Consider the following 13,286-nt stretch of genomic DNA (forward strand, 5'->3'; position numbering starts at 1 on the left):
GGGTTACTCCACCCCAATTTCTACAAGGCTATCCACGTGGTCGGCCAGATAGATAGTGAGGTCAAGTTCGGAGTTCGGCGGCAACATTGCGGCTACCGTGGATTGATTAAAACCGAGCGAGTTTAAAGCTATGATCGTGACGCGCTCTCCGCCGCCGTCAAGCATTTTCCGCAAGGCTTGCTGAACGCACGCATAAATATCTTCGTTTACTGCAATCGTTTCAGATCCCATTGTGGCAGCGTAATCGCCTTTGGCGCAGGCGCCCACGGCGGTCAAGGCAGCTTGTGAGGTTGCATTGATTTTAGCCGTACGCATTCCGGTAATGGCTTCGGCCATGGCATATGTGTCTACGGCGAGAGCCTGGTTGGAATCGTGCATTGATAGTGCCGCTAGTCCGCGTACTAGGCTGCCTGTGGGCAAGATAGTGATCGATTGCTTGAATGATCGCGTTGAACGCTCTACCGATGCCATCTCGCCTCTGGTGAGCATGCCGTTAGGCAACAAAATTACTTCGGTCGCTCCGCTTTCATGCGAGCGGGAAATGAGCTCGTTGACTATTGCCACCCCATCCGTCAAAGGGGTGGGCTCCTGTCCTAGATCTGTCGAACCAACGATAGCAAACTGCTTGCCTTTTCGAACCACCACGAGGGCACCAGCTGCGCTATAGAGCTGTGCAAGTGTTCCTTCCGGGGCAAGAGCTAGCACGATTCGGGTGGGGTGATCGACACTCCCAAGGGACGGCAGCACCTCAATTCGAAGGTCACTGACTCTCCCCATGGCGTATGCCTGCTCGATGACGCGGCCTGCATCGCATGTATGAATATGAATTGTCCCAGCTTTTTTGCCAATTCCAGCGATCACCAGGCTGTCGCCTAGTGGAAAGAGCTCACCACGTAGTGCATCAAGATCAGCGTCCTCAATGTAGAACATCACTTCCAGGAAAGCCTCTTGCTCATGCTGGGGAAAACTATGAAAGTGAGGTCTGCGAGAAAGTTCTGTCGGACTAGGACAAGCGTGGTCTGCGATAGGTCCCTGGGCGCTCTCCCCTTGGTGAGCTAGATTCATGGGGTCTGTTAGAACGGCATCAACAAGGGCGTCCAAAAGGATTACTAGCCCCTGACCTCCGGCATCGACTACCCCGGCTTCTCTTAGAACGGTGAGTTGTGAGGGAGTATTGTGCAGGGCGACCCGGGCAGCTTCCGCGGCTACTGTGACTACTTCATAGAGGTTGTCAGTGTCGCAGGATCGAGCAGAAAACGCGGCTGCACGCAGCACAGTGATCACTGTGCCTTCAACGGGGTCAGTGATCGCTGCAGCCACAAAGTCAAGCGCATTGAGAAGTGATTTTTGAACACAGGCCGCATTGATTACGCCTGAATTTGCTGCCTGTGCGATACCACGCAGCACTTGGCTTAAGACAACGCCAGAATTTCCGCGCGCTCCGCGAACAGCACCGGAAGCCAACGCTGTAGCAACGTCGGAAGCACTAAGTTCTTGTGACTCGGCGTTCGGGGTCTCTGCGCTAGCTTGGGCTATGAACTGATGGACGGCTTCTACAGCAGCGTGCATAGTATGCGCCATATTTGAGCCGGTGTCTGCATCTGGTACCGGAAACACATTCAGGCTGTTAATCTCGACCCGGCGCGCGGCGAGCTCATCTGTTGCGCATTCTGCCCAGTGTAAGAGGCTGCGCCCACTAAGAAACGTGATGTCCGGCATAGTAGGAAAGTTTACAAGCGCCAATCGATGCCAGAGACTCCGAGGTCTTGGAGCAAACTGTTTGTCCTGCTAAATGGACGGGAACCAAAGAATCCTCTCGAGGCAGATAGCGGTGATGGGTGTGGAGACATAATGCAGGGGGTATTTCCCAGGAATGCTTTGGTTGCTTGTGCATCTCGGCCCCATAGGATGGCGACTAAAGGGGTGTTTCTTGCGGCGAGGGCTCTGATGGCCACCTCAGTAACTTCTTCCCAACCGCGTCCTCGGTGAGAGCCTGCTTTACCCGGTTGAACGCTAAGTACCCGGTTAAATAGTGCAACTCCTTGACGTGACCAGGGGGTAAGGTCGCCATCAGTTGGAGCCGGGATACCTAGGTCTTGCGATAGCTCTTTAAAAATATTGCTGAGGCTCCTGGGCAACGGACGAACCCCGGGCTGAGTGGAAAAGGACAGTCCCATCGCGTGACCTGGGGTGGGATATGGGTCTTGGCCGACAATGAGAACTTTGACCTCATCAAAGGGATAGCTAAAAGCACGTAGCACGTCCGAGCCTGCGGGCAAGTAACCCCTGCCTGTTCTTATTTCCTCTCGGAGAAAATCTCCCATGGCGTGGATGCGTTCTTCTACCGGGGCCAACGGTTCTATCCACGATGGATGGACTGGTAAAGGTTGCTGATGGCGCGGGGAGGAAGAATTGTGTGCTGCACCGTTGTTCGATGCTGTGTTGCTCATCTTTGTTCCTAATAGTTATTTGGTGTGCACTAACGAGTTTTCAGTCGAGTTTTCGATGATGATTAAAATTTATAGGGTTTAAAAACTAACCCAGCCGTCGTCATAAGCGGGAGACTTTCCGCCGACGAGCACCTGACCGTGGTCGTGTCCTACATGGAAAAGTCTTCTTCCTACGGACCCTATCGCCCGGAACCCTGTAGGCGGAGCACCAGCAGTGGTGCCCATAAGGGTGTGGTCTTCGCCTCCTCCTAGGACCCATTGCCAAGGGTCTGCGTCGAGAAGCTCTGCGGCTTCAAGCATCAACGGCGTTGGTGCAATCGCCTCCGGGTCCAGGTCCATGGACACACCGGATTTCCTAGCCATGTTTCTTAAATCCACGATGAGTCCATCTGAGTTGTCAGTCAAGGAGCTCACTCCTGCTGAACGAGCCACAAAGCCGCGACCTTCCGGAACAATGGTCGCGCAGTGAGCGGTTACCAGTGGCAGGAATTTTTCCGGAATGTTTGTGCGTCCAAAGCGTTTAAGAAGCGCGTATCCGGCAGCAGACTCGCCGATCCCGCCCGATGCGATGAGTGTGTGTCCTGGCCGTGCACGGTCGAGGGAAAGCTCTGGGAGTGATCCTCCTAGTTGTCCCACAGCAGTCACTGCAATCACGATAGCTTCACCGTCGGTGATATCTCCCCCCACAAGCTCTGCGGAATAGTCTTTTACGCGAGAAGAAATGCCGCGGGCAAGCTCAGATACAAAATTAAGGCGAGTGTACGCCGGTGCTGAAATCGCTAAAAGAGCTGCTACTGGTCGCGCTCCCATTGCCTCGATATCAGCAAAGTTTTGGGTAATTGCTTTGCGACCTATCTCTGCCGGCGTAGACCAGTCGAGGCGGAAATGACGGTCCTGAACCAGCATGTCTGTGGTCACTACTGCCCGGGAATTCGCGGAAGCATGACCAAGTACTGCGGCATCGTCGCCGTTACGGGAGCTGGGGGCGTGTGCAACGATAACGTTGATCGCGGCGCGCTCTCCTACCTCTGCAAGCGTCGGATTCAGATGTTCTTTCACTATATATTCTCCTCCGTCGCGTATTTTATGCTCTTATATTCACAGTTTGCAGCAGTACACGATGCAATCGGCGGTGCGACCCGATCTTATTCATCGCGGAAACTATGATTATTCCTTATGCAGAATGAAGCTTCTTTCAAACGAGGGCCCATCGCACTCGCGTTGGCATTAGCCATTGTATTGGTCGTGGGGGTACTTGGAGGAGCAAAACTAGTTTACGAGCAGGTAGCTCACCGACCCGTAGCAATGACCTCTGCGAATTCCCCTGAGGCCGAAAGCCCTGAATGCGCGTCTCTTCTGGATAAGCTTCCTAACAAAGTTTTGGGGCATCAACGTGCCGAGCTCGCTGATCCCGCGCCCGCTGGTGCCGCAGCATGGCAATCAGACTCCACTCACCGAGTGACGTTGCGGTGCGGGGTCAACCTTCCGCTTCAGTACACACAGCTTTCAGAGCTTTCGCGTGTCGACGAAACATCGTGGCTGGAAGTCAGAGATACCACGCCTGGATCCACGTTTCGCACATGGTACGCGGTAGATCGTTTCCCCATAGTCGCGCTCACAGCAGATGACGCTGGCCTGGGAAAAGCAGCTTCTCCTGTCGCAGAGCTCTCTACGGCAGTTGCTTCTTTACAGAGGAAAGAGACGCAACCGCATCCGCTCCCGCTTCAGTCTTTGCGGGAAGATGCTAATCCTCACAAAAACGCTCACTCGAGTCGTTGTACGGAGTTAATTTCCGATTTGCCGGAACATATTGGGGAATCTCCGCAATATTCTCGCCGTAGTGTCTCAGGGCTTCCGGACGGCTCAGCTGTCTGGAGCGTACAGGGTTATGAACCAATTATGGTGCGCTGCGGCGTTGCCTTCCCCTCCGCATATGAGGCTGGAGCACAAATCCAACAAATAGATTCCGTAGCGTGGTTTGAAGACACGACTTTAGGAAACGGAACCACGGCATCAACATGGTACGCACTCGGCCGTGAGATTGTTGTAGCAGTCAGCGTTCCACAGAACTCTGGCAATGCAGCACTCGTGGAAATGACAAAAATCATAGAAAAACACACGGCAGAGTCGCCTGTCGTACGGTAGCCATGTCATACAAAGAGCTAGGTAACAAAAGTCTTGCTACCTAGCTCTTTGGTTAATGATCAGGCTATTGTCTTACTGCGCAAGGGCCTGGTCTATCAGATGAGAAAGCAGCTCTGCGTAGCCAATTCCAGTAGCCTCAAATACCTGCGGGTACATGGAAATCGGGGTAAAGCCTGGCAACGTATTTACCTCATTGAGAACTGGCCCCTGATCGGTGACAAAGAAGTCCACACGTGACAGCCCTCGACAGTTAAGGGCCTGGAAAGCTTCCAGTGACAGCGATTGGATGAGCGCAATTGTTTGCTGGTCAAAGGGCGCTGGGATGGTGGCTGTGACTATATTGTCCAGGTATTTGGTATCAAACCCATAAAAGCCTTCTTCGCCTTCATCGACGTCTTCTAGCTGTGCGGGAACTGAGGCGATCAGGGAGCCGTCGGCACGCTCCAGCACGCCGCACTCTACTTCCACGCCTTTGATCTCTGCTTCAACGATCACTTTGGTGTCATGCTCTCGAGCTAGAGTAAGCGCAGCATCGAAGTCGTCCCATTCAATTACTCGAGAAATTCCGATGGATGATCCGCCTCGTGCGGGCTTGACAAAAACGGGGAGGCCGAGCATCTGTTTATCCGATTCTGTCAGAGTTTCATCTCCACGAAGAATCACTTCTTTGCCCACAGGCAGGCCTTCAGCAGCGAGAAGTTTCTTGGTGTACTCCTTGTCCATGCCGCATGCGGAGCTCAGGACGCCGGTGCCTACATAGGGGATGCCAGAAAGCTCGAACATTCCCTGGATCGTTCCATCCTCACCGAATCGCCCATGCAGAGCCGGGAAAATCACATCAGCCTGCGCGTAGAGCGTTCCGTCTTCATATCTAAACTCACCGGCAGAACGAGGGTTGACAGAAAGCTTGACTTCACGGACAAACTCCACCTCTGGCATAACGCGGTCCACAGTCCGCAACTTGGTGGCGTCGCTTTCTCCCACGGTCCATACCCCATCACGGGTGATACCGACGGGAAATACCTCGTATTTTTGGGGGTCGAGATGAGACATAATCGCTCCGGCAGAAACGCAAGAAACGGAATGCTCTGAGCTTTGGCCACCATAAACTACGGCAACCCTGACACGGGGGTTTGGGGAAGGTTTCTGAGTCACAACACACAACTTTACCTTGTGTGTTACTCGGTGTGTGCTACTCGGATTTCTTTGTTCGCCCCATCAAAGCCACCACCATCTCATGAACACTCGCTCCCATATGGCATACGCCATAAACAGCATGAGTAATAGGCATATCTACGCCGTGAATTTCTGCGAGTCGAGAAATAGACATCGAGGAGATCACGCCTTCCGCCACCTGACCATTGGTAGCAGATTTTGCATCTTCTAAAGTCTTACCTTCACCCAGCCGTGCGCCGAAAGTACGATTACGAGACAACGGCGAGGAGCACGTGGCCACAAGGTCTCCGAGCCCCGCAAGACCAGCGAATGTCCGGGGATCGGCTCCCATCGCAATGCCTAACCGAGTAATTTCTGCTAGTCCGCGAGTAATCACAGTAGCCACTGTGTTTTCTCCAAGGCCCCTCCCGGCGGCCATGCCGCATGCCAAAGCAATCACGTTTTTGCAGGCTCCACCAATTTCACAGCCAATTACGTCTGTGTTGGTGTACGGACGGAAGTACGGTGCGGAGAGCGCAGCTTGAACTTTTTGCGCGTTCGCCTCGTCTGTGCAGGCAATCACTGTCGCAGCTGGTTGTTCCTCAGCGATCTCGCGGGCTAGGTTTGGTCCAGAAAGAACGGCAATCCGTGATTCAGGAGCCCCAGCAACCTCAGCAATTACCTGGCTCATGCGCTCAAAGGTATCTTTTTCTATGCCTTTAGCCAGGCTCACAAGGATTGCTTCCTGTGGGATCGCGGCCGCCCAGTGCGACAAGTTCTCACGCAACGTCTGGCTAGGAACGCCCAGAACTACGATCTCAGAATCTTCGAGGGCGTGTATAGGGTCATCTGTGGCATACAAAGTTGTGGGAAGGGCTATGCCAGAAAGGTACCGGTTGTTGGTTTGCTGCTGATTAATCTCGGCTGCAACCTCAGAGCGCCGTGCCCAAAGCCGAACATCACAGCCGGCATCTGCAAAAACCTTTGCCAGGGTTGTTCCCCACGACCCAGCTCCCATTACCGCAACTTTCACCGCATACTCCTCTGGTTGCACTATTGGATATTTCAGAGCTACCGCCGCGATGCGTACACTCTGTTTTACGTCACTCACGTCAATGTACATGGATATAGCAGCTTTGTTGCTTTCATCCTCTGGTTTTGTCTCCGTTCTACCCGAGAATTCCGAATACAAGCTGAATAAATAAAATGTTCATTGATACTTTATCAAGGATCTAGACTAGATAATTCTTCATTTTCCTCACCCAGTGCTATTTGCAACAGACTAAGGAAAGGCTGCAGCGATGCATAAAAACAGTCACACTGAAATGACTAAAGACCGGCAACCTTCACTTGCCATCACAGGAAGATTCCAAAGCATCGTGGCTGAGCCTGCGCAGGAATATAAGCGTTCTACGCTTGCGGCAGGGGCGGTCTTGTGGCGGGGAGACCATAAAGATCCCAATTCCATCCAATACGCAGTGATTCACCGGCCGCATTACAACGACTGGTCCCTGGCCAAGGGAAAAGTGGATCCAGGGGAATCTCTGCCGGTCACTGCTGCCCGCGAGATTGTGGAGGAAACTGGATTCCGGGTGAGGCTAGGAAAGCTCCTAGGCAAGGTTACTTATCCGGTCAGCGACCGGACCAAAGTTGTCTACTACTGGACCGCCGAGGTACTTGACGGGACTTTTAATCCCAATAATGAGGTAGATGAGATCCGCTGGCTCGATTTTAATCAAGCTCGCGCGCTTCTGAGCTATGACGTGGATAAAAACGTGTTGGATAAAGCTCGTAAGCGCTTTGAGCTTCCGGTTACTACTCGTATTTTATATGTTCGGCATGCGCGAGCTTTTCGACGCACCAACTGGGCGGGTAATGACAATCTGCGTCCCTTGGACAAAAAAGGACGCCGACAAGCCCAACTGCTCGCCCCTTTATTGGAGGCGTTTCACCCCACCACCATCTATTCCGCTCTGCCGGATAGATGCCAACAGACTGCCACCCCGCTAGCCGAGGCCCTTGACCTTGATATTTTTGTAGACGCAAAGCTTGGCGACGAAGGCTGGCTAGCAGACATGACCGATTCCCAAGCAGCGTTTTCTCGGATTATCGATCAAGGTGGAGTGTCCGTGATCGTCGCCCAGGGGAAAGTCATCCCTGACACGATCGCCTGGTTGTCAGCCTCTGGCAGTCTCCCGCTGGAAGACATACCAGCGAAGAAAGCCAGTGTCTGGGTTCTATCTTTTACCAACGGCGAGCTTACTGGAGCCGATTATCTTGCCAGCCCGCTTCCGGCAAAATAGCACAGCATCTATCGGATAACGGGCTTAAACGATGGTCGGGAACTCTCGTAACGGATAATTTCCGACTCTTTCCGCAACGTAAGTCCAATATCATCGAGGCCTTGAATAAGCCGCCACCGCGTGTAATCATCCACGTCAAAGGTGTAGACAGAGCCATCGCATTCCACGGTTCGGGTTTCCAGGTTCACTGTTACCTCTAACCCCGGCTGTTGTTCTAGCTGCTTCCAAAGAAGCTCAATATCGGTTTGTTCCATTTTCGCCGCTAAGAGCCCTGATTTTCCGGCATTTCCCCGAAAAATATCCGCGAATCGAGAAGAAAGCACCACACGGAATCCGTAATCCATGAGCGCCCACACCGCATGCTCGCGGGAGGAGCCTGTACCAAAGTCCGGACCGGCGACGAGCACTGAGCCTTGGGAATAGGAAGGCTGGTTGAGCACAAAGTGCGGATCATTAGTGCGCCAATTGTTAAAGAGACCGTCGTCAAAGCCCGTGCGTGTGACCCGTTTTAAGTAGACTGCCGGGATAATCTGGTCGGTATCCACGTTCGATCGGGTCAGTGGGACTCCGATGCCAGTATGGGTTGTGAATTTATCCATGCTTTATTCACTCCTCGTCCAAGTCCGCTGGGCTAGCCAATGTCCCTTTAATAGCTGTTGCTGCCGCGACTGCAGGTGATACTAAATGCGTTCTTCCCTTAGGGCCTTGCCGGCCCTCGAAGTTCCGGTTAGAGGTAGCGGCAGAGCGTTCGCCAGGCGCCAGTTGATCCGGATTCATCCCTAGGCACATTGAGCACCCTGCCGAACGCCACTCAGCGCCAGCAGCAATAAAGATTTTGTCTAGCCCTTCTGCCTCCGCTTGTTGCTTAATCATGGTCGAGGAAGGAACCACGAGCATCCGCACCGAGTCCGCGATGGTGCGACCAGCAAGAATCTCTGCGGCTGTGCGCAGGTCTTCCATGCGCGCATTGGTGCAGGAACCGAGAAATACGGTGTCGATCGCAATATCTCTTAACGGTGTCCCTGGGGTCAGCCCCATATAATCCAGTGCTTTGTGCGCCGCGGCTTTCTCGCTATCGCCAACAAAATCTTCAGGCGACGGGACGTTTTCACTGAGCGGAAGCCCCTGGCCTGGGTTTGTACCCCAGGTGATAAAGGGGGTGATTGCCGAGCCGTCGATGTCCACCACGGTGTCAAAAACAGCGCCCTCATCTGTAGGCAAAGTCTTCCAATACTCCACCGCCTGATCCCAATCTTGTCCTTGTGGGGCAAGCTCTCGGCCTTTGATGTAATCAAAAGTGATCTGATCGGGTGCGATCATGCCTGCACGCGCGCCGGCCTCAATGGACATATTGCACATTGTCATACGCGCTTCCATGGACAGTTTCTCGATGGCTTCACCGCGATATTCAATAACGTGGCCTTGTCCCCCGCCCGTCCCAATCGTGGCGATGATTGCCAAGATGAGGTCCTTGGCAGAAACCCCAGGCTGCAATTCTCCAGAGACATTGATCGCCATGGTTTTAAAGGGTTTGAGGGAAAGCGTTTGGGTAGCCATCACGTGTTCCACTTCTGAGGTGCCAATACCAAAGGCCATAGCACCAAAAGCACCGTGAGTGGAGGTGTGGGAATCGCCACAGACGATAGTCATTCCGGGTTGAGTCGCCCCCAGCTGGGGTCCCACTTGGTGGACGATGCCTTGCTGCAGATCTCCCATGGGATGAAGACGAACACCAAATTCTGCGCAATTTTTACGCAGTGTTTCCACTTGTGTGCGCGATACCAGGTCATTGATTTCTAACAATGACCCCGCAGCGATGCCTTCCGTAGGAACATTGTGGTCCTCGGTGGCAAGGTGCAGCTCAGGGTGCCGGATTGAGCGCTTAGCCATACGTAAACCATCAAAAGCTTGGGGTGAGGTGACCTCATGTAGGAGCTGCAGATCAATAAAGATAAGATCGGGTTGATCACCCTTACCGTACGAAATAACATGGTCACGCCATATTTTTTCTGCAAGAGTTAATTTTTCTTCTTTCGACGCCACGGGGCTGGTCATGGATCGAATCACCTCTTTACATAATTACTGCCGTTCCCAAGGGATGTATCCCATAAAATGGAATGCTAATATCGCATCATGGGAAAGATTAACATAGATCCAGCCGCCACAAGCGGCATTAAGGTTCTCGACCGCGCAGTAACTATCATGCTGACCGTGGCCGAGCGCCCCCTCTCTCTTACCGAGCTCTGCGAGGCCACCAATCTCCCCCGAGCCACCACGCACCGTTTGGCCACCGCGCTAGAAACACACAACATTCTCACGCGCACCTCCGATGGAAAATGGACCATCGGCGCTGTTCTCACCTCCCTCGGTGCAGGAAGTTCCACCAAGCTTATCGACGTTGCAACCCCCATCATGGCGCATCTTATGAACGTCACAGGCGAATCAGTGCAGCTCTATCAGCTCGCCGGAGCAACTCGTGTATGCATTGCAGCACAAGAACCTGCCATCGGCCTCCAAAACACCGTCCCGGTAGGCACACGGCTTCCGCTTACCGCAGGCTCGGCCGCTAAAGTCTTTCTAGCCTATTCTTCTCCTACGCTGCGCGAGGCCATGCTCAACGCTGAGGCACAATTTACCGCAGAAGACTTAGAAAAAGCCCGCGAGAACGGTTGGGCAGAGTCAATTAGCGAACGAGAGGTGGGCCTGGCCAGCATCTCCGCACCAGTCTTTGATAGTGAAGGACTATTCATCGCGGCGCTGTCCATATCCGGCCCCACCGAACGATTGCGCCCCGCACCGTCAACACTTTGGGCACGAGACCTTGTTCTAGCTGCTCAACGGCTATCCGAGTCCTTATAAAGACTCGAGTTTTTCCACCATAATTCTCAGCTGCCGCAGCACGGGATTGTCTTCTTTTAACCGGCCAGCAAGCACACGATACACACTCGCATACCACCATTGTTGGCGTTCTTTTCCCGCATTAAAACGATCCCATAAGGCATCCCCTAGTACGTCATAATCTTGCAATATTGACGCAAGATTATGAGACTTATCCGCAGCACATACGCACAAAGCAGCCTCGGAAGCTGAGCTAAGGTGCTGCAGATAGGCGTCGTTACGCTCCTGCCAAGAAGACAACGACGCATCCTTAGTCACTTCCCGCACTATGCTCAAGACTCGCGGGCCAAAAGCCTCCTCGATCTGCTCCGCCGAAAACTCTTCTGGTACGTCTTCGAGAACGTCGTGAAGCAAGCAAGCAATAAGAATATCCTCATCTACCGTCATGGCACTGGCGATATTCATCACGGCAAAAACATGAGAGACATATGGAATAGAACTTCCCTTACGGTACTGATTCCGATGTGCGGTGGCAGCGACATTTATCGCCTTGAGAAGCCGTGGGGAAAGCGCTAATTCTACATGAGTCATACCTTCACTTTAGTAATAGCAAGGGCACCCAAAGCGCTATACGCCACAATCAATTTGCCCTACCAAGCACATCCAACAATGGTTAAATCACATTCATGACCACCACATTGAACGATGTTCAAAACTTAAAAGAACGCGTACTCGCAGGTGAAATCATCGACCGTGCAACCGCCCTCGCTCTCCACGATGCACCCCTCGATGAGCTTGCACAGGCTGCCGATGACATACGCCAACACTTCTGCGGCAACGGCTTTGACATGTGTTCCATCATCAACGCCAAAAGCGGACGATGCCCAGAAAATTGCACCTTCTGCGCCCAAAGTATTCGCTTCCCTAACATTGAAATAGACAAATACCCGCTCATTAGCGTTGACGAGCTGCTTGCACAGGCCAAAGAGAACAAAGAAAAAGGAGTACTCCGCTTCTCCATCGTCACCTCAGGGCGGAAATTACGACGCGATGAAGTAGAGCAGATCTGCGAAGGCGTGCGCCGAATCCGCGCAGAAATAGGGATCGAAGTATGCATTTCCGCAGGTCTTCTCACCGAAGAACAATTCACCTTGCTGCATAACACAGGCGTAAGCCGCGTTCACTGCAACCTAGAAACATCACGCAACAACTTCCCCAACATCTGCACATCCCACACCTTTGAAGACAAAATAGAGACGCTAGAAGCTGCCAAGCGCGCCGGGATGAGTCTCTGCTCCGGCGGCATTCTAGGCTTAGGCGAGACCTTTGAAGACCGCATCGATATGGTCATTTCCGCCCGGGAACTCGGCGTAAAATCCATACCAGTCAATGTTCTTGTCGCTATTGAGGGGACGCCGCTCCAAGGGATGGTTCCCGTGCCACCAGAAGAAGTACGCCGCGCAGTAGCCATCTTCCGATTCCTCTGCCCTGACGCAGCAATCCGACTCGCCGGCGGACGCGAATTACTTGGCGACCACGGCGAAGCCTGCTTTACCTCCGGCGCCAACTCGGCCATCAGCGGCGACATGCTCACCACCACTGGCTCTACCATTGCCAGCGACTTGACGCTGGTCAAGGAGCTGGGGTTTGATGTGGCGTTGGATCATGACGATCGTGCTGTGAACGGATAGCCCCTCGCTTTTTCGTTTTGAGAACGCTAGGAGCTAGAAGCGCTGCAAAACCCAGGAGGAAAATTCTAGCGTTCTCAAAAACAACAAACCCCTCAAAGTCACGCGGTTTGAGCAAGAAAGCCTATCAGGGGTGTGATCGCTAAAGGGATGGCGATATGCAGCGCTCATCGACTACCGCATGCTCTTTTAGAGAAGTATCCCTCGCATGGATTTTGCCGCAGAAGCGATGTTTTGCGTTCCTATAGCCTGCATAACCATAGACAAAGAGCACTAAAAGCACAGAAAATACCACCAATGTCTATGGTTATGCAGGCACGTACGCCCCCGCCCCTCCCCTACGCCCCACCAGCACAACAAAAACCACCCAAAGCGCTGAGCTTTGGGTGGTAAGTGGTACCCCGTACGGGATTTGAACCCGTGTTACCGGCGTGAGAGGCCGGCGTCCTAGGCCGCTAGACGAACGGGGCAAGTCGTTCATCGCAAGCTTTCGCTGCGGACTCATAAGATATTAAGTGCAACTGCCATAAAGTAGCAAATCGCCACGTAGATGGATAAAAATTCCCACCGCCTGGAAAGACGGTGGGAACCCTTCTTGAGTAGATTAATCGTTTCAGCCCTGAGGCTCTTCCTTATCAATCTTGAGGAACGCTCGAATCTCATCGACATGGAATGCGAAAGTTTCGTAAGCCAGCATCTCGCTGCTT

General features: G+C 53.0%; 12 protein-coding genes and 1 tRNA gene. 4 read left to right on the forward strand and 9 right to left on the reverse strand.

Annotated features, from left to right (window positions below):
* Positions 1 to 3: 3 nt before the first annotated feature.
* The 3 genes from CpATCC19410_RS08605 to CpATCC19410_RS08615 all read right to left on the reverse strand — a co-directional run bounded on the left by CpATCC19410_RS08605 (position 4) and on the right by CpATCC19410_RS08615 (position 3,509).
* The gene (locus CpATCC19410_RS08605) at positions 4 to 1,719 is read right to left on the reverse strand and encodes a DAK2 domain-containing protein (protein WP_014522398.1); all 1,716 of its coding nucleotides are present in this window, start codon (positions 1,717 to 1,719) and stop codon (positions 4 to 6) included.
* 11 nt (positions 1,720 to 1,730) lie between these two features.
* Positions 1,731 to 2,450, reverse strand: coding sequence for a uracil-DNA glycosylase (locus CpATCC19410_RS08610; protein WP_013241774.1), 720 nt, complete (start codon positions 2,448 to 2,450; stop codon positions 1,731 to 1,733).
* Positions 2,451 to 2,528: 78 nt separating this feature from the next.
* Positions 2,529 to 3,509: a thiamine-phosphate kinase gene (locus CpATCC19410_RS08615; protein ID WP_013241773.1), complete on the reverse strand. Its 981-nt coding sequence runs from the start codon at positions 3,507 to 3,509 to the stop codon at positions 2,529 to 2,531.
* 117 nt (positions 3,510 to 3,626) lie between these two features.
* Here CpATCC19410_RS08615 and CpATCC19410_RS08620 point away from each other — a divergent pair, with 117 nt between their 5' ends.
* Entirely contained in the window at positions 3,627 to 4,595 is a 969-nt protein-coding gene (locus CpATCC19410_RS08620; RefSeq protein ID WP_013241772.1) for a DUF3515 domain-containing protein, read from the forward strand.
* Positions 4,596 to 4,667: 72 nt separating this feature from the next.
* Here CpATCC19410_RS08620 and CpATCC19410_RS08625 read toward each other — a convergent pair whose 3' ends face one another.
* The gene (locus CpATCC19410_RS08625) at positions 4,668 to 5,759 is read right to left on the reverse strand and encodes a D-alanine--D-alanine ligase family protein (protein ID WP_086591959.1); all 1,092 of its coding nucleotides are present in this window, start codon (positions 5,757 to 5,759) and stop codon (positions 4,668 to 4,670) included.
* 28 nt (positions 5,760 to 5,787) lie between these two features.
* A complete protein-coding gene (locus CpATCC19410_RS08630; RefSeq protein ID WP_041477885.1) occupies positions 5,788 to 6,783 on the reverse strand; it encodes an NAD(P)H-dependent glycerol-3-phosphate dehydrogenase in 996 nt (331 codons plus the stop codon).
* Positions 6,784 to 7,051: 268 nt separating this feature from the next.
* Between CpATCC19410_RS08630 and CpATCC19410_RS08635 the strand changes: the two genes are divergently transcribed.
* Complete coding sequence (locus CpATCC19410_RS08635) at positions 7,052 to 8,053, forward strand: NUDIX hydrolase (RefSeq protein WP_013241769.1); 1,002 nt, start codon at positions 7,052 to 7,054, stop codon at positions 8,051 to 8,053.
* Positions 8,054 to 8,061: 8 nt separating this feature from the next.
* On the opposite strand, the gene leuD is transcribed toward CpATCC19410_RS08635, so the two are convergent.
* Complete coding sequence (gene leuD / locus CpATCC19410_RS08640) at positions 8,062 to 8,652, reverse strand: 3-isopropylmalate dehydratase small subunit (RefSeq protein WP_013241768.1); 591 nt, start codon at positions 8,650 to 8,652, stop codon at positions 8,062 to 8,064.
* A 7-nt stretch (positions 8,653 to 8,659) separates the two neighbouring features.
* A complete protein-coding gene (gene leuC / locus CpATCC19410_RS08645; protein ID WP_014522396.1) occupies positions 8,660 to 10,108 on the reverse strand; it encodes a 3-isopropylmalate dehydratase large subunit in 1,449 nt (482 codons plus the stop codon).
* Between the two features lie 78 nt (positions 10,109 to 10,186).
* Between leuC and CpATCC19410_RS08650 the strand changes: the two genes are divergently transcribed.
* On the forward strand, positions 10,187 to 10,912 hold the full coding sequence (locus CpATCC19410_RS08650; RefSeq protein ID WP_013241766.1) for an IclR family transcriptional regulator: 726 nt from the start codon (positions 10,187 to 10,189) through the stop codon (positions 10,910 to 10,912).
* On the opposite strand, the gene CpATCC19410_RS08655 is transcribed toward CpATCC19410_RS08650, so the two are convergent.
* Positions 10,907 to 11,482, reverse strand: a complete 576-nt coding sequence (locus tag CpATCC19410_RS08655; protein ID WP_014401141.1) for an HD domain-containing protein — start codon at positions 11,480 to 11,482, stop codon at positions 10,907 to 10,909. The two genes, CpATCC19410_RS08650 and CpATCC19410_RS08655, sit on opposite strands and share 6 nt — an antisense overlap.
* Before the next feature lie 95 nt (positions 11,483 to 11,577).
* Between CpATCC19410_RS08655 and bioB the strand changes: the two genes are divergently transcribed.
* Positions 11,578 to 12,582: a biotin synthase BioB gene (bioB, locus tag CpATCC19410_RS08660; protein WP_013241764.1), complete on the forward strand. Its 1,005-nt coding sequence runs from the start codon at positions 11,578 to 11,580 to the stop codon at positions 12,580 to 12,582.
* A 391-nt stretch (positions 12,583 to 12,973) separates the two neighbouring features.
* Here the strand turns inward: bioB and CpATCC19410_RS08665 are convergent.
* Positions 12,974 to 13,049: transfer RNA gene (locus CpATCC19410_RS08665), tRNA-Glu, on the reverse strand.
* Positions 13,050 to 13,286 lie beyond the last annotated feature (237 nt).

The organism is Corynebacterium pseudotuberculosis (genome assembly GCF_002155265.1).
GTDB lineage: Bacteria > Actinomycetota > Actinomycetes > Mycobacteriales > Mycobacteriaceae > Corynebacterium > Corynebacterium pseudotuberculosis.